We start from the raw sequence: 14,516 nt of genomic DNA, 5'->3' as shown, positions 1-14,516 counted from the left end.
TTTGAGAGGGCTTTTGATACTGGCTTTTAAGAGGATTTGGGCAGCCAAACTCGGCTAATCAGTGCGAAGGCCAAACCCGACAGCAGACCGGCCAAATGAGCGGTATTAGCAATAGCCCCTAAACCTATGAATTCCAGCGCTCCGGTATATCCCAGAGCCAACCAAAAAATCATGAACCCAAACAGCGCTTTAGGGAGCCTAAACAATGGCCTACTGCTCAATTGATCCCATAACCAGGTGTAACCCAACACAGCAAAGACGACACCAGAGAGGCCACCAAAGAGCGGGCCCGTCACCCAAAACTGAGCCAGATTAGAGAGAGCTGCCGAGAAAAGCACCAGCAGCAAGAAGTGGGTCGTCCCCTGAAGGCGCTCTATCGAACCACCGATCATCCAGACCCAAAGCAGGTTAAACAAGATATGTAGCAGAGAGAAGTGCATAAACATCGGAGTCCAAATCCGCCACAACTCTCCCGATGAGAGCATAGTACTCAGTGTGTGATACTCAATCTGGCTGGAGCTGAGTGTAAAGTCGGCAAAACTGAATCTCACCATCCAGCTGGCATTGCCACCGAAATCGATGAGCAGCGTGATGATGGCCGATAGGAAAATCAGTAAAGCCGTCGCAGGCAGTTGTTTTAGCTCTGAAATTTTAAAGGGGGATCGGCTTTTAGGGTTGTGAACTTGCACATTGATGCTAGCGAGATCCCCACCCTCTCGCCAATATTGAAAGAGTTCGAGGACTTTTTCGCGGTTAATGTGGGCCGCAACAAAGAGTGTTTGGCTGTCACCCTCTTCCACCACCCGATGAGGAATGGCGTTAGCCCATAAAAATTGGGTGAACTCTGTTAGATCGACCGTTAGATCGGTTTTAACCACAGGAACCACTAGCGCGGGAACTCCGCATCGACATCGACCCAGATGAACTTGCTGCTATCGAGCGTCTTTTCACCATCGAATCGGTAGGCCACCAACTTACCGTATTTAACCGCACTGTAATCTAGGCAGGCGATGTTATCGGCAACCGGTTTAGGTTCACCTTCACACCAGTAGTGGCCGATAAACAGTGGCCGCTCATCGCGCGAATAGAACTGCAGATCCACGTAATCAGCGGGTGTTAGCTCGGTACGAGCTATATGCTCCGGCAAAGGATCAGGTTGAAACACCACATCCCCCATTCGTTTAGGCTCTTGCGCCCAGAAACGAGTTCTGAAGAAGTGGCGTCTAAATCCATCTTTGCTGATCATCACTTCATTGTTGGGCAGTCGCAAATGGGTGCCACGGGTCAATCGATCCATGACCAAGAGCTCAAAACTGTGCGGTTTGACAGAGTTCAAAAGAAATTGCTTATCCACGACTGGAGCAGAACCTACTCGCTCTTTTAAACGGTTGATCAAGGTTGAGTGCCAACAGGCATGCACCACTCGCAGATCATCATGCTCGATGAACAGTGGAATCGACTCAATCCAATCCAACAGCTCTTGTTCATCCGATTGACGATGAGCAAATTGATCTAAAGTCTCTTGAACAATGCGTTGGTGTCTGGGCGTGTGCTCACGAAGAAAGTCACCACTACCATCACCCTTAGGCGTTTTATAACAATAGTAGTTGTATTCGTGGTTACCCATGACAATTTCGGCGCCCGACTTTTCCACCATGGCCCGAACGATCTCATAGGTCTCAACAATGCGTGGACCACGATCGATTACATCACCGAGGAAAATAACGCGGCGGTTAGGGTGACGGTATGCACCATCAATTTCCCTGTATCCCATGCGGTTGAGCAGAAGCTTTAAACTCTCGCCGCAGCCGTGGATATCGCCAATTAAATCTATACCCTGTCTCTGCAAAACTACTTATCCCAGAGCTTTGAGCTCCAACCGAGCTTGGTCCGGCAGGTGCTGTAAAAATCGTAGTTTTCTGGGTGGAGCAGGCGCAGCTTTTGTGGCTTCTTACTGATCGTCACGGTATCACCAGGCGCCAAAGCGATGTTACTTTGGCCATCACAGGCTACGGACGGGTATGTTTCATTATTTTCACTGATCACCAGTTTCAGCTCAGAGTTACCGTCTACCACAATTGGGCGGCTTGATAGTGTATGCGGGAACATTGGAACTAAGACCAACGCGTCCAGTTTAGGGTGCATCAGAGGACCACCGGCTGACAGTGAGTAGGCGGTAGATCCTGTTGGTGTTGCGACGATCAAACCATCTGAACGCTGGGTGTAGACATACTGACCTTCAATCCAGAGTTCAAACTCAATCATTCGAGTCGCTTTACCTGGGTGCAACACACAGTCGTTAAGGGCCGTTGTCTCGGCGATGGGTTCGCCATTGCGCTTCACGGTGACATCCAGCAAGAAACGCTTATCAACTACGTAGTGGCCTTCTAGAACCTGATCGACCATCTCTTCGATCTCTTCAGGTTTAATATCCGTTAGGAAGCCAAGATTACCGCGGTTAACACCCAACACAGGCACATTTGACGACGCCAATGAGCGTGCAGCCCCAAGCAGACTTCCGTCACCACCCACTACGATCACCAGATCAGCCACTTCGCCCATCAGCTTTTGCGGCGAGACCTGCAGACCATGGCCAGGCATTAGCTCTGAAATCTTATCGTCAATGACAATGTTCAAATGACGCTGCTCAAGAAAGCGAATGAGCTGCTTCATGGTATCGATGACTTTTTTACTTCCTAAGCGGCCTATAAGACCAATATTGCGAAATTGATACATACCCTGTGCGTTTCCCTGCGGATATCAATGAATGATTAGACAGCAGTATAAAGCTTGTAGAGGGAGAACGTTAGCCGACCTAGGTGTTAAAAGCCGTTAAAAAGGGAGAGGGCCGACAAACTCATTTGCCAGACGGTTGATACGTTCTTGCTGAGCCCTAAGACCTTGCAAACCTCCGGTATGAACCATCAGTAGACGCTTCCCTGTTAAACGATGCTTGAGATACTGACGATTCAGATAGTGGAATACTCGCAAGGTATAGATTGGGTCTAGCAGTAGACCTAGAATCTGAGCTCGAACCTGAGTGGCCGCTAGTTCAGCAGTCACCTTGCCATAGCGTTGCTGCAGAGCCACCTCAATAGACCACTGCACGGATTGCTCCGTTTGAAGATGACCTGCTTGTGTCAGCAGCTCACTGACACGTTCATTTAGGTCGGCGAGGCTTCCTAGAGCAGACAACCCAATCAGCTCGACTCCATCAGGCGCTCCAGCGACTAAACCCGCCAAAGTTCCCCCAGATCCCACCGCCACATAGACCTGATCGTAGACGCGATTCTGCAAACAGGCTTGATGCCAGATAGAGGCACAGCCTTCGACGGCGCTATGATTACTTCCCCCTTCCGGTATCCAGTAGGGATTGATTAACTGATATTGATCCGCCAGCGACTGAGTAGGCTTTTCACGATAGGTGTCACGATCGATGAATATCAACTGCATGCCGCAGGCTTTAGCATCCTCAAGTGTTGGTGTGGATTGAGGTTCACCGCGAATAAAACCAACCGACTTAAGCTCTAGATTCTGTGCCGCGTAGGCCAGTGCGTGAATATGGTTGGAGTGAGGACCTCCAAAGCTGGCCACTAGATCACCAAGGTTGAGTTTAGAGAGATTAGGGAGCAGTTTGAACCACTTATTGCCCGAAATCAGACGATCAGTTTGATCTAGACGCAATAAATCAAAACTAAAGCCGTTAGGTAGATTTATAGTTTCGATAGAGATTGAAGGTGTCTGCATGAATCAGAACTCGATATGGTGGGCGAAGAGGGGTTCGAACCCCCGACCCTCTGCTTGTAAGGCAGATGCTCTCCCAACTGAGCTATTCGCCCATATCGTAGGCGTGTCTTTCGACGATTCATTTTCTCAAGGAAAATGGCGGAACGGACGGGACTCGAACCCGCGACCCCCTGCGTGACAGGCAGGTATTCTAACCAACTGAACTACCGCTCCGTTATGGTGGGCGAAGAGGGGTTCGAACCCCCGACCCTCTGCTTGTAAGGCAGATGCTCTCCCAACTGAGCTATTCGCCCATAACGGTGGTTTGTCTTGCGACGTAATCTTTCAAACCAATTCATGAAAGATGGCGGAACGGACGGGACTCGAACCCGCGACCCCCTGCGTGACAGGCAGGTATTCTAACCAACTGAACTACCGCTCCGTTATGGTGGGCGAAGAGGGGTTCGAACCCCCGACCCTCTGCTTGTAAGGCAGATGCTCTCCCAACTGAGCTATTCGCCCATAACGGTGGCTTGCGCCGTATCTGTAGGAGCATTGTCGAAGACGATGCGAAAATCGCGACCTTTGCAAGATCGCTCCTACAAGAAGTGCAGAATTAGAGGACTGCAATCTCATAAATGGCGGAACGGACGGGACTCGAACCCGCGACCCCCTGCGTGACAGGCAGGTATTCTAACCAACTGAACTACCGCTCCAGCAGTAACTGAGCATTGCTGCTCAAGAACAGGGTGCGAATTTTAATGGCTTTTCGATCAGAGTCAAACCTTTATCCGATATTTTTCTAAAAAATAGCGATTTTTTTAAACCAAACTGAAGGTTGATTATTTGTTAACCTACGCGCTGGATAAATTAGAGAGAAATGACATGTCCGCCGTTACCGCTCAATTGACTCGCCTCTTCGACGAATTCAAAACCGAATGCAAACAACAGGGTAATCCAACACTTCTGGTTGAAGAGGATTGGTTGAGCCCTGCACTGCTGCCAGGCTATGAGGTTGACCAAGAGTCTGAGTGGTTACCCAGCCCTATCAATAACTCGACTCTGGACATGTTTGAGCGACTTTCAGAAGCTCTAGAGATAGAGATTCCCCAATCGATCATTGATTACTACACCAGTTGTTGGTCACAACCCATCTTAGCAACCCATACCGAGGGCGAATTAAGTCTCATCTTTGTCTGGAACCCTGAGGATCTGGAGCGCTTAAGAGAGAACCTCATTGGCCATGCTCTGAACAAAAGACGCTTGCGACAAAACATCAGCTTCTTCTTTGCTACTACTGAACCGGATGGCGATCAGATTCTTTCGGTGGAGAGCGACACAGGTCGTGTGCTTCTAGAGAAGCCAGGACAGAAAAAGTTCAGTGTCATTGCTGAAGATCTAGAGAGCTTTCTCAGCCAGGTGACTTGTATCCATCACCAGTGACCCTACTGATTAGGAGGTCGATTAACCAATCGACCTAGCCAAAAGACGACTGATTTGGCACAGATCAACGCCAGATTCACCGCGCCACTGATTGAATGCTTCTTGAACCAGAAGTAGATCACGCTTAGCCGTGGGACGCTTATCAACAACGCCCTGCGCCTTTAACGCGACCACCACATCATCTGTCAGGACTGGACTGTCACGACCAATAATTCTAAGTGCATAGGCTCCTGAGTTACCACCCAACTGTGCCCCCTCTTTTTTCAAGTAGCTCCACAACCCTAAGACAGTATCCTCGACCGGCCAATCAGCCAAAAACTGACCAAAGCTACCTTGTTTTTGGCTGACTTCATGAATCATCAAAGCGTTGATACGAGTTGCTTTAATTTTTCCAAAGTGGCGAATGAGATCCCTGTTCTGCATTAATGCATCGAGGTGATCATCACTCATCAACGAGACCTTTTCAGGATCGAAACCAAAGAATGCTTTTTCAAAAGCAGGCCACTTACCATCCACTAACGAGCGCTTGAGCCCTGCACAGAAGATACGCCAGGTCATTGCGGACAATATGCGATCATCCGGAGTGGCCATAAGCTCTGTCCGATTAGCCGCCCGTGGACCTAGCAGCTCGGCCTCACTCCAATCGGGGTAAAAATGCTTAGCCTGTTGCAGAAGGTGTGAAAAAGGTTTCATCAGTGATCCGGTTCAAAATTAAGAGATGCAGAGTTGACACAGTAACGAACACCGGTTGGTTGTGGGCCATCCGAGAATATATGGCCCAAATGAGATCCACACTGACTGCAGGTAATTTCAGTACGCACCATACCTTGTGAGTGATCAGGATGCTGATCTACCCTACCCTCACCCAACTCATCAAAGAAGCTAGGCCAACCGCATCCGGAATCATATTTCAGAGAGCTATCAAAGAGTTCAGCATCGCAGCATTTACAGCGGTATAAACCTGATCGCTTCTCATCAAAATAGGCACCAGTGAAGGCACGTTCTGTCCCTTTCTGGCGACATATGTAGAACTCTTCAGGTGACAATTTATCCCGCCAGTACTCATCGTCTTTTAAATCATCATATTGCATTATGAAAAACCTCTCTAAGAGCTCGGTAAACTCTATACCCAAACCGAGCAAAGTCGTATAGTTACTACTAACACGGTTTGCTTATCAACACGTTGGTAGTACGACGTATTCTACTCAAATCGATCCCCTTTAAATTAATCTCCCCGTGAGAAGAGCTCTACCGATGTCTCAGATTAGAAAGTCCAACAAACTCAACAATGTATGTTACGACATTCGTGGACCTGTCCTTCAAGAAGCAAAACGCTTGGAAGAGGATGGCCACAAAATTTTAAAACTGAATATCGGTAACCCGGCCCCATGGGGCTTCGATGCCCCTGACGAGATTGTTCAAGACGTTATCTACAACTTGCCAAGCGCGCAGGGCTATTGTGATTCAAAAGGGCTGTTTGCGGCTCGTAAAGCAGTCATGCAGGAGTCACAACGCAAAGGCATCAAAGATGTCACCATCGAAGATATCTACATCGGCAACGGTGTCTCTGAGCTGATCGTGATGGCAATGCAGGGGCTTCTCAACGATAACGACGAGATGTTAATCCCTGCGCCAGACTACCCGCTATGGACCGCTGCCGTCAGCCTAGCGGGCGGGACACCGGTTCACTATCAGTGTGACGAGGAGCGCGAGTGGTTTCCAAACATTGAAGACATTCGCAGCAAAATTTCTGAGCACACCCGTGGGATAGTGGTGATCAACCCCAACAACCCAACTGGTGCGCTGTACCCAGAATCGGTTCTTATGGAGATTATCGAACTAGCGCGTGAACACAATCTGATCATCTTTGCTGACGAGATCTACGATAAAATTCTTTACGACGAAGCGAAACACACCTCGATCGCATCACTGACAGATGATGTGTTGGTCTGTACGTTTAACGGATTATCCAAGACTTACCGTGCGGCGGGCTTCCGTTCAGGTTGGATGTTTATAAGTGGTCCTAAGCACACGGCAACCGACTACATCGAAGGCTTAGAGATGCTGGCGAACATGCGTCTGTGTGCAAACGTACCGGCGCAGAATGCCATTCAAACTGCACTTGGCGGATACCAATCGATCAATGAACTGATTGTTCCTGGTGGTCGCCTATGCGATCAGCGAGATATCGCCTACAAGATGCTAAATGAGATCCCCGGTGTCAGCTGCGTTAAACCCAAAGGGGCAATGTACTGTTTTGTGAAGTTAGATCCCGAGATCCATCCCATCAGCAACGATGAGAAATTCGCACTGGATCTACTTCAGCAGCAAAAGGTGCTAATTGTGCATGGTAGCGGTTTCAACCTTCCGGATACTCAGCACTTTAGGATTGTATTTTTACCGGAACCAAGACTCTTGGAAGATGCCATCTCTAGAATTGGCACCTTCCTGAAAACCTACAAACAGTAACCCGAGCTCTACGGAATGGAGCCATGTCGTATCACTGTCACAATTAGCGACTATAGTGCGACTAACTAACAGGAGTAGTTATGTTTTTAAAGATCAAAAAAGATCGCGGTATTAAGATGAACCACAACGGCATGGATAAGAAGCTGGTTGTGGACATCACATCAAACTTTCTAATCAACATGGCGCACATTGGTGAGATCTCTTTCTACTCACAACATGAACCGCGCCAGCGCGTTGACCTAGCGGGACACTCATTTACTCAACCGGCAGGCACTCTGGTCATTCACTTGCAAATGGCTCACACCTACGCATCGATGACCGGTGATAGTCGTGAAGGGATCAACCGCGTGCGTGAAAAGGTCTACTACAAACTCTATTTCGCACCAGAGAACATCGACTCTTACCAAGAGTTGCGTAACGCTATCGAAGCTCGCGTCGTTAACCTTTAAGAGTTCACCTTTAAGGTTGAATTTAGGTTGCTTCGCCACAATTTGTGTTAATAGATAAATTGTTTGAGGAAGCAACCTAAATGCTCAGAATAATCCTTTTCTTAGCGACCAACCTTGCCATCATTCTGGTGGCCAGCTTGACGCTTAACATCCTTGGCGTTGGTCCATACCTAACATCGAACGGCCTAGACCTTGGCGCTCTACTAGCCTTTTGTGCAGTGTTTGGTTTTGCCGGCTCATTTATCTCTCTGTTTATCTCTAAGTGGATGGCGAAGAGAACAACGGGCACTCAAATTATTGAGCAACCTCGCAATGCCGAGGAGAAATGGCTGGTTGAAACGGTGGCAGAACTGGCTCAAAAAGCCGGTATTGGCATGCCAGAAGTGGGGGTATTCCCATCCAATGCAGCGAATGCCTTTGCGACTGGCTGGAATAAGAACAACGCACTGGTTGCGGTCAGTAGCGGTCTGCTTTCGCGATTCAAAGCCGATGAAGTGAAAGCGGTGCTAGCACACGAGGTAGGTCACGTTGCGAATGGCGACATGGTGACTCTGTCGTTGATTCAAGGGATTATCAATACCTTTGTGATGTTCTTAGCTCGTATCGTCGGTTACGCCGTTGATAGCTTCTTGCGCCGTGGCGATAACTCAGGCGGTGTTGGTATAGGCTTTTACATCGCGACCTTTATCGCTGAGATGGTCTTTGCCGTATTTGCTCATATGATTGTGGCTTGGTTCTCGCGTCGCCGTGAGTTCCGGGCAGATGAAGCGGGTGCAGACCTAGCGAGCAAGCAGGGCATGATTAATGCTTTGCAAAGACTGCAGGCTGAATCGGGTCAAGCGCAAGAGCTATCCGGACAGCTCACGGCCTTTGGCATCAGCAGCATCAAGAAGCAGGGCTTTATGGAGATGTTTGCGAGCCACCCTCCTCTAGCAGCTCGTATTGAGGCTCTGCAAAACCGCCGTTAAATTCCGACTCGGTAGATAACGGCGTCTCGATAACCGGTGTGCACCGCCACCACACCGGTTAGTTTTCGATCCAGCTCTGGGTCACCACTGTCAATAATAAGCGGGCGCCCATTAAGTCCGACGATTTTAGAGCGTGTCGCAACGACATAGAGACCCGGTAGACCTACCTTTTGAATCAGCTGCGGGCTCAACTGTTGATTACCGCGACCAAGAAGATGCCCCTGCCCGCCAATCGGTGTGATGACAATCTTGAAAGGCGCATCCCCCACTAGCTCAAGTAACTGCTGTGCTGAACAATCACTAGCGACAACCTCTCCATCTTTAATAAGATCGGTACCCAACAGCGTATTTTCGAGTCCCAACTCATCCATGATCGCCGCGACGGTTGTGCCGGATCCCATCACATAGAGAAGTTCGGGATCCATCTGCTCAACAAAATCGGCCGCGATATCAGCGACTACAAGCTCTTCAACCTCTTTGCCGCCCTCTTTCACAGACTGCACATACTGATGCTCTGCAGGCACAAGCAGTTCGCCATAATATTTTGCACGAACTCGGCCCTGCCTAAACTCAGACTCATCAATATCGCGAACCTCAGCCTGCTCCATGCGAACCAGACGCCCTTCGATAAGATCAGTAATTAATGACCCTGCTAGCGAAGGGGTCAGGGTATAGACGCCTGAATGAATCTTCACACCCGCCGGAACGCCAAGGACAGGCACCTGTTGCCCAATGGCTTCATAAATATTGCGTGCCGTACCGTCACCACCCGCAAACAGAATGAGATCGACACCCTCGTCAACCATTGCTCTAGCAGCGATCAACGTATCCTCTGCACTGGTCGGCCAGTGCTGCGGTGAACCTAAGACAAGGCACTCTAACTTTAACTCTTTAATTGACTCTTCACCCATGGCACCGCCCCAGGTAAACAGCTCAATTTGATCACTCTTTATGGCCTCAAGGGCGTGACGCATTTTGACCGGAGCAAGCTGCTGAGCACCTCGGCTTAAAGCCTCATCTCTGATCGCTTCACCATCACTCCCTTTCAATGCAACACTGCCACCAATACCGGCATAAGGGTTGACCAATACGCCTAAGCGAAACTTCATACCTGCACCTCATCCACCTTAAACCCTAAAGCTGCAAGCTGAACTTTCATCGCGCCTGTCGTCTGACCGGTCAGCTTCAGCGATGAAAACTCTCGACGCACCGGGTAACTCTTTCTCAATTGATCAAAGGCTTTAGGTTGATTTTTCGCAGGGGTCAAAGAGTCCATAAAATGCTGATGATCCTCTTTTATGGAGTAGACAGATTGAATCACTTGCTGAACGGTTGTTTGTCGAGTTAATTCAAGCATTGGGGTTGGATAATCAATAAATAGGCTGTCGAAAGAGACAGAAACCTCAAGACCCAAAATCTCACAGTAACGCTCGTACAGCATATAGGTTCCGCGTAACTTACCCTCTAAACTGTAACCCGCTATATGGGGCGTACCGATCAACACCCGACCGGCCAATTCACTGTCGACTGTCGGCTCCTCTTCCCACACATCCATCACCAGTGTGACGTCAGTTCTCTGCTTGGCAAACTTTAAGAGTGCTTCACCATCAATGGTTGGCCCCCGTCCAGCATTTAAAAGCAGTGCTCCTGGACTCAGCTGCTGCAGAAGCGACTCGCCAATCAAGTGATGGGTTGCATGCTCACCGCTGGTGGTTAACGGCAGATGACAACAGACAGCATCCGACTGGGCCATTAACTCTGCGAGAGGGGTATCTATAAAGGAATGATCCCGAAGAGCACGAGGGGGATCTGATACAAGGACATTAACCCCCAGTGCAGTTAAACGGCTAACTAACCGAGAGCCTACATTACCGGCACCGACCACCCCGTATGAGAGGCTCAGTGGATCTAAGGCTCTCTGTTCGGCATATTCATAAATAGCTGCTAGCGCATAATCCACAACCGAATCGGCATTACAGCCTGCTGCGTTAGTAAAGGGGATTGCGCGCTCAGTCAGGTAGTGAGAATCCATATGATCCATACCTATGGTCGCCGAACCGATAAATTCTAACGGTTTAGCCTCACTCAATAACTGTGCATTAACTTGGGTAATAGAACGTACCAGAAGCGTATCAGCATCAGCCAACTGACTGGGTTCTATTGAGCGACCCGCCACACGGCGAACTTCACCGAAGGAGGAGAACAGTGCCTCAACGGCCGGCATATTCTCATCTGCAACAATGACTTTTTTGAGCTTTATCATGAACACCCCTTTTGAAGAGCTGTATTATACGGTCTATCGATAAAAGTGCGATCTGAACTGATACCACTGAGGCTGTGTAAAAAGCCGTGTAAATAAACGTAAAGTTGGTTCACTGTTAGACTCGAGCATGAAAACATACGCACAATAGAGTTAGGAATTTAAGTGACTAATCCACCTAAGCGAATCGTTATCAGTCTGTTTCTGCTCAGTTCCGTAGTACTGTTAATCTGGGCTTCGCAACTCTTTTTGGGACCAAAACCGGTGTCACATTGTGATATCAACAGCGGCAGATGCGAAGTCGTTAACGATGATATTCGGTACCGCTTTACACTGGGTCCGATGCCAGCCCGGTCTTTAAACAGTATGACACTGACGGCTGAAACTGATCTACCTGAAGTCAATCGAGTTTGGGTCGATCTGCAAGGTGCCGATATGTACATGGGTGTTAACCAGTTTGAAATGCAAAAGAGTGAACACCTATGGCAGGGTAAGACTCAGTTAGCCGTCTGTACCACTGGAACGATGACCTGGCTAGCAAAGGTGATTTTTGAAACGGATTCGAAACAAGAGATTGTTGAATTGAGGTTTGACGCACGATGAAGACTCGCAATAAAAATCTACTCGTTATTGTGATGCTGATATTGGCAGCCGTCATTGTTAGCTTGGTTTACCTAAAGCCCAATAACAGTTACCAACCGATTCAGCTGGGTGGTGAGTTTCAGGGTAAAAGTATTGATGGCGATCTGTCACTGAGTGACTTCAGAGGCAAGTTGGTACTGCTCTATTTTGGCTACACCTCTTGCCCCGATATATGCCCCACCTCTTTAACCAGTATGAAGTTTGCTTTCAATGAACTCGATGATGAGCAACTAAACCAAATTCAACCCATTTTTTACAGCGTCGACCCTGATCGGGATTCACTGGAACAGCTACAGGTCTACTCTCAGTTTTTCTCGCCTCTCATTCTTGGTATGACCGGCAGCCGTCAGCAGATCGACAGCGCGATTAAACTGTACGGGGCTTACTATCGAATGGTCGAGCAGCCTGATTCAGCGATGGGCTACACCGTCGACCACTCTTCTAAAATCTATCTAATCGATCAACAAGGTGAGTTTCTAGGAAGCGTCTCACACAACAATCCCAACCAACTTGTTGAGAAAATCCGTTCCATCTTGCAGTAGGAAACTAAGATGAAAAAACTGTTAATCGCGTCACTTTTAACAAGCACCCTTGCCCAGGCCGAGGTCGAGATTTCAGATGCGCGTGTGCGTGCTGTTCCACCGGGCCAGAAAATGACCGGCGCATTCATGGATATCAAAAACAGTGGTGCCGATCTTCAAGTGGTTTCAGCTGAGTCCTCTATCTCTAAAGTGGTCGAGCTGCATACTCATATCAAAGATGGTGAAGTGATGCGTATGCGAAAAATTCCTGCCATTGATCTGCCAGCAAACAGCACCACTCATTTGAAACCAGGCGGCCTACATGTGATGTTTATCGGACTAAAGGAGCCACTCTCCATCGATCAGACAATCGATCTGAAATTAAATTTCAGTGATGGAGCTAGCCAAGCATTAGAAGTGCCCGTCAAAATGATTCAAAAGCCTGGTATGAAAAAAGAGATGAAGCAGGATATGCAGCATTGATCGATCAGCACATCTTACAGCCACGGGTACGACTGTCGAAGTGGCTGTAGAGTGCTAGACAGGCATCAACCTCTGACTCCAACACTCCCAGCAGTGCCGCTTTATAACCGTCAATATACTCCACCCGATATCCGTCTATCTCTTGAGTCACCCGATAGGATTTGAAACCGACACGATAGACCCCTGAGTAGTGTGGATAATCCATTAGAGATTGCTCTTGGTATGCCACCACTGGCCAACTCTGCTCAATTTTCAGCGCCGGCACTTTTAATGGGTTGTCGTTATGCAACGCAAGAAAGTACTGTAACTGCTCGACATGATCAAATACACCGAGCACCCACACACCTCGATCTGATTGACCCAGTTCCTGCTCACCTTCAGCGTAAAGATACTCTTTTGTCGGCAGCGTCAATCTTAGATAGTTAAAGCGATTAGTAACGCTAGCAAAGAGAGACCAGTCATCGCCTTTGGCCTGTAAAAGCCAATCGGTTGCAGTGATACTTAACTGGCGCACGAATAACTCTCTAATTGGAACTGATCGACACTCAGAGGCTCCACAGCATAGAGTGTTCTCAGAGCTTCGCTGAGCGCTTTCAAGCGTGGGTTCATTCCATTGTCGAGTAGTTGATGCACCCTGTTAAGAACAGCCTCTTTAAAGCTATCTGAAGCTCCTAACCCTTGAGAGAGGTTATCGGCACTGAAATGAAATTTTCGACCCGCCGATACCGTTAGAATCCACTCATAAGCTTGAGGGGATACCTCCACTCGCTCAAACTCGGCTTGCTCTTCTTCTGTACGGCCATCTGGCTTGTACCAGTAACCGAAATCTTCAAGCAGTCGTCTTTTTGGACCCGCCACACACCAGTGAGCAATCTCGTGCAATGCGCTTGCAAAGAAGCCATGTGCAAAGATAATTCGATGATGAGGATAATCGGAATCGGCAGGCAAGTAGATAGGCTCCCCATCACCGCGAACCAGTTCGGTATTAAGGGATTCCAAAAAGAGAGTATTAAAACACTCAATCAGTTGATCGACTTGAGGATCGAGATCCATATAAGGCTCCAGAAAAAGACCGTTAGATTATAGTCGGGTTAAAGTCTGTAATTAATCTGACAGGCACAAAAAAAGCGCCATATGGCGCTTTTTTCTAAGAATCTTACTCTTATGCTACAACAGTTACGTTGTCAGCTTGAGGACCTTTCTGGCCCTGAGTAACCTCGAAAGTTACCTGCTGGTTTTCAGCTAGTGTACGACGACCAGTACCGTTGATAGCACGGAAGTGAACGAATACGTCTGGACCGTTCTCCTGCTGAATGAAACCAAAACCTTTCTCGTCGTTAAACCATTTAACTGTACCAGTTAGCTGCTCTGACATTTCTTGCCTCTTAATCCTGTCCCATTTAGGAACTTTAGTGCATCCCCGAGGGGAGTTATCTACCAAGTCAATGACTTGGCCTGAGTGCGACCTGTGCCGCGAACTAAATTACAAGCCTATCTTGTAACCCAGTTATTTATTAGCAGGATGAAGTGACAAAACGATGACACAACACTCAAA

18 protein-coding genes and 6 tRNA genes are annotated in these 14,516 nt (G+C 48.3%); 7 read left to right on the top strand and 17 right to left on the bottom strand.

Annotated features, from left to right (window positions below):
- Positions 1-26: 26 nt before the first annotated feature.
- The 10 genes from XMA127_RS03215 to XMA127_RS03170 form a co-directional block, all read right to left on the bottom strand.
- On the bottom strand, positions 27-887 hold the full coding sequence (locus XMA127_RS03215; RefSeq protein ID WP_173480572.1) for a rhomboid family intramembrane serine protease: 861 nt from the start codon (positions 885-887) through the stop codon (positions 27-29).
- Complete coding sequence (locus XMA127_RS03210; protein WP_173494669.1) at positions 887-1,849, bottom strand: metallophosphoesterase; 963 nt, start codon at positions 1,847-1,849, stop codon at positions 887-889. The genes XMA127_RS03215 and XMA127_RS03210 overlap by 1 nt, the downstream gene beginning before the upstream one ends.
- A gap of 2 nt (positions 1,850-1,851) precedes the next feature.
- Entirely contained in the window at positions 1,852-2,736 is an 885-nt protein-coding gene (locus XMA127_RS03205; protein ID WP_173480570.1) for an NAD(+) kinase, read from the bottom strand.
- Between the two features lie 96 nt (positions 2,737-2,832).
- Entirely contained in the window at positions 2,833-3,747 is a 915-nt protein-coding gene (locus tag XMA127_RS03200; RefSeq protein ID WP_173494670.1) for a 1-aminocyclopropane-1-carboxylate deaminase/D-cysteine desulfhydrase, read from the bottom strand.
- A gap of 16 nt (positions 3,748-3,763) precedes the next feature.
- Positions 3,764-3,839: transfer RNA gene (locus XMA127_RS03195), tRNA-Val, on the bottom strand.
- 44 nt (positions 3,840-3,883) lie between these two features.
- Positions 3,884-3,960 (bottom strand) — tRNA-Asp (locus XMA127_RS03190).
- Positions 3,961-3,964: 4 nt separating this feature from the next.
- Positions 3,965-4,040: transfer RNA gene (locus tag XMA127_RS03185), tRNA-Val, on the bottom strand.
- A gap of 51 nt (positions 4,041-4,091) precedes the next feature.
- Positions 4,092-4,168: transfer RNA gene (locus tag XMA127_RS03180), tRNA-Asp, on the bottom strand.
- A gap of 4 nt (positions 4,169-4,172) precedes the next feature.
- Positions 4,173-4,248, bottom strand: a tRNA-Val gene (locus tag XMA127_RS03175).
- A gap of 117 nt (positions 4,249-4,365) precedes the next feature.
- A tRNA-Asp gene (locus tag XMA127_RS03170) sits at positions 4,366-4,442 on the bottom strand.
- Positions 4,443-4,611: 169 nt separating this feature from the next.
- Here XMA127_RS03170 and XMA127_RS03165 point away from each other — a divergent pair.
- Positions 4,612-5,169, top strand: a complete 558-nt coding sequence (locus XMA127_RS03165; protein WP_173495224.1) for a SecY-interacting protein Syd — start codon at positions 4,612-4,614, stop codon at positions 5,167-5,169.
- Between the two features lie 21 nt (positions 5,170-5,190).
- Here the strand turns inward: XMA127_RS03165 and XMA127_RS03160 are convergent, their stop codons facing one another.
- Both XMA127_RS03160 and msrB read right to left on the bottom strand, forming a co-directional pair.
- On the bottom strand, positions 5,191-5,862 hold the full coding sequence (locus tag XMA127_RS03160; RefSeq protein ID WP_173484647.1) for a DNA-3-methyladenine glycosylase I: 672 nt from the start codon (positions 5,860-5,862) through the stop codon (positions 5,191-5,193).
- A complete protein-coding gene (msrB, locus tag XMA127_RS03155; RefSeq protein WP_173484646.1) occupies positions 5,862-6,260 on the bottom strand; it encodes a peptide-methionine (R)-S-oxide reductase MsrB in 399 nt (132 codons plus the stop codon). Before msrB ends, XMA127_RS03160 begins: the two co-directional genes overlap by 1 nt.
- A 163-nt stretch (positions 6,261-6,423) precedes the next feature.
- Between msrB and XMA127_RS03150 the strand changes: the two genes are divergently transcribed.
- From XMA127_RS03150 to htpX, 3 genes are all read left to right on the top strand, one after another.
- Complete coding sequence (locus XMA127_RS03150) at positions 6,424-7,638, top strand: pyridoxal phosphate-dependent aminotransferase (protein WP_173484645.1); 1,215 nt, start codon at positions 6,424-6,426, stop codon at positions 7,636-7,638.
- A gap of 80 nt (positions 7,639-7,718) precedes the next feature.
- Positions 7,719-8,087: a hypothetical protein gene (locus XMA127_RS03145; protein ID WP_173480564.1), complete on the top strand. Its 369-nt coding sequence runs from the start codon at positions 7,719-7,721 to the stop codon at positions 8,085-8,087.
- Between the two features lie 80 nt (positions 8,088-8,167).
- Positions 8,168-9,055: a protease HtpX gene (htpX, locus tag XMA127_RS03140; RefSeq protein WP_173480563.1), complete on the top strand. Its 888-nt coding sequence runs from the start codon at positions 8,168-8,170 to the stop codon at positions 9,053-9,055.
- On the opposite strand, the gene XMA127_RS03135 is transcribed toward htpX, so the two are convergent.
- Positions 9,052-10,164, bottom strand: a complete 1,113-nt coding sequence (locus tag XMA127_RS03135; RefSeq protein WP_173480562.1) for an ATP-NAD kinase family protein — start codon at positions 10,162-10,164, stop codon at positions 9,052-9,054. The two genes, htpX and XMA127_RS03135, sit on opposite strands and share 4 nt — an antisense overlap.
- Positions 10,161-11,318, bottom strand: coding sequence for a 4-phosphoerythronate dehydrogenase (locus tag XMA127_RS03130; protein WP_173484644.1), 1,158 nt, complete (start codon positions 11,316-11,318; stop codon positions 10,161-10,163). The genes XMA127_RS03135 and XMA127_RS03130 overlap by 4 nt, the downstream gene beginning before the upstream one ends.
- A 162-nt stretch (positions 11,319-11,480) precedes the next feature.
- Here XMA127_RS03130 and XMA127_RS03125 point away from each other — a divergent pair, with 162 nt between their 5' ends.
- The 3 genes from XMA127_RS03125 to XMA127_RS03115 are packed head-to-tail and all read left to right on the top strand — an operon-like array spanning position 11,481 to position 12,961.
- Entirely contained in the window at positions 11,481-11,918 is a 438-nt protein-coding gene (locus tag XMA127_RS03125; protein WP_173484643.1) for a hypothetical protein, read from the top strand.
- The gene (locus tag XMA127_RS03120) at positions 11,915-12,499 is read left to right on the top strand and encodes an SCO family protein (RefSeq protein ID WP_173480559.1); all 585 of its coding nucleotides are present in this window, start codon (positions 11,915-11,917) and stop codon (positions 12,497-12,499) included. Before XMA127_RS03125 ends, XMA127_RS03120 begins: the two co-directional genes overlap by 4 nt.
- A 9-nt stretch (positions 12,500-12,508) precedes the next feature.
- A complete protein-coding gene (locus XMA127_RS03115; RefSeq protein ID WP_173495223.1) occupies positions 12,509-12,961 on the top strand; it encodes a copper chaperone PCu(A)C in 453 nt (150 codons plus the stop codon).
- A 4-nt stretch (positions 12,962-12,965) separates the two neighbouring features.
- Here the strand turns inward: XMA127_RS03115 and XMA127_RS03110 are convergent, their stop codons facing one another.
- The 3 genes from XMA127_RS03110 to XMA127_RS03100 form a co-directional block, all read right to left on the bottom strand.
- The gene (locus XMA127_RS03110; protein WP_173480557.1) at positions 12,966-13,475 is read right to left on the bottom strand and encodes a hypothetical protein; all 510 of its coding nucleotides are present in this window, start codon (positions 13,473-13,475) and stop codon (positions 12,966-12,968) included.
- Complete coding sequence (locus XMA127_RS03105) at positions 13,463-14,014, bottom strand: elongation factor P hydroxylase (RefSeq protein ID WP_173480556.1); 552 nt, start codon at positions 14,012-14,014, stop codon at positions 13,463-13,465. The genes XMA127_RS03110 and XMA127_RS03105 overlap by 13 nt, the downstream gene beginning before the upstream one ends.
- Positions 14,015-14,123: 109 nt before the next feature.
- Positions 14,124-14,336, bottom strand: a complete 213-nt coding sequence (locus tag XMA127_RS03100; RefSeq protein WP_173480555.1) for a cold-shock protein — start codon at positions 14,334-14,336, stop codon at positions 14,124-14,126.
- Between the last annotated feature and the right edge of the window lie 180 nt (positions 14,337-14,516).

This window comes from Marinobacterium sp. xm-a-127 (genome assembly GCF_013283425.1).
GTDB lineage: Bacteria > Pseudomonadota > Gammaproteobacteria > Pseudomonadales > Balneatricaceae > Marinobacterium_E.
This window is presented reverse-complemented; position numbering and strand designations above follow the sequence as displayed.